The following is a 1495-nucleotide window of genomic DNA, read 5'->3' on the forward strand; positions in this document are numbered from 1 at the left end:
AGTTTGAGTTTGAGTTTGAGTTTGAGTTTGAGTTTGAGTTTATGCGGCAGCTGATTGGTGCTGCAAGCGACGTGTTTGGATTGTCTTCTTTTTGATCTCCTCTCTCATTTTCAGGATCTTTGCGTCGCGGCCGTGATAGACGTCGGCAGGTTTCAGGTTGGCCAGGCTCTCGTGGTAGCGGTGGTTGTTATAATGATCGACAAAGGCGCCGATCTGACATTCCAGGTCGCCGGGTAGGAAGTAGTTTTCCAGGAGGACACGGTTCTTCATGGTTTGATGCCACCGCTCAATCTTGCCTTGTGTCTGGGGATGGTGCGGCGCACCGCGCACATGATCCATGCCTTTGTCACCGAGGTATTCGGCCAGATCGGCCGCCACATAGGACGAGCCGTTGTCGCTGAGTAGCCGAGGCTTGTGAACAACGGCCGCCTGATCACACCCTGAAGCCTGCAGCGCTAGGTCCAGGGTATCGGTTACATCCTGAGTTTTCATCGAGGTGCAAAGCTTCCATGCGATGATGTACCGGCTGTAATCGTCGAGGATTGTGCTGAGATAGAACCAACCCCAGCCAATGACCTTCAGGTAGGTGAAGTCGGTCTGCCAGAGCTCGTTCGGGCGCGTGGTCTTGTCGCGGAACTCATTGGCCGCGCAGATCACCACATGGGCCGGGGCTGTGATGAGGTCCGCAGCGCTAAGAATGCGATATACAGACGATTCCGAGACGAAGTACCGTTTCTCATCAGTGTATTTGACCGCCAATTCGCGCGGCGTCAGGTCTTCATGCTCCAGTGCAAAATCAACAACATCCTCGCGTACCTTGTTCGGGATGCGGTTCCACACTGACTTGGGCCGGGGCGAGCGATCGGCAAGCGCATCGAAGCCACCATCGCTCCAACGGGCGTACCAGTCATAATAAGTGCTGCTGGGAATGCCGATCATTGCCAGCGTCTGCTTCACCGGCAAATGTGAGGCTTCCACGGTGCGGATAACCTCAAGCTTCTCGGATGCCGGGTACCTCATTCTTCGTGCTCGTCGCCAATGGTCGCTCGGACCAGTGGCGCAACCATAGGCGACCCCCGATCATGCTTTTTTTGAGCAGGCGGTTTTCAAGCGTCGGTTCCGCGACGACCTCCTTCAAGGCTGCGGATTCTGAACGCAGCTCTTTGACCTCCGGTGAGGTCGCCTGACGTGCGGTATCACCCGCCAAGCGGTTCTTGCCCGCTTCCAGGAACTCCTTAGACCAGGAATAATACAAGCTCTCGGCAATCGCCTCCCGGCGGCATAGGGCAGCGATGCTCTCCTCGCCGCGCAGCCCGGCCAGGACGATCCTGATCCTCTCCTCGGCTGAGTAGTGTTTGCGGGTCTTCCGCTTGATCCCCCTGACCAACTTGTCAGCGGCATCCTTCGATGTCCCGGACTTCTTGTTCATCTTCGCTCCATAATGGCTTCGATGAACCAGAAATCCTCCCTTGCGCAAACCCCTAAATCTAACCGG

The 1495-nt window shown here is 56.2% G+C and carries 1 pseudogene; it reads right to left on the bottom strand.

Going from position 1 to position 1495, the window contains the following annotated elements:
- Window positions 1-39: 39 nt before the first annotated feature.
- Window positions 40-1429 (bottom strand): annotated as a pseudogene (locus H7848_RS19600) (IS3 family transposase).
- Window positions 1430-1495 lie beyond the last annotated feature (66 nt).

Source organism: Pseudaestuariivita rosea (assembly GCF_017592335.1).
Lineage (GTDB): Bacteria > Pseudomonadota > Alphaproteobacteria > Rhodobacterales > Rhodobacteraceae > Parasulfitobacter > Parasulfitobacter rosea.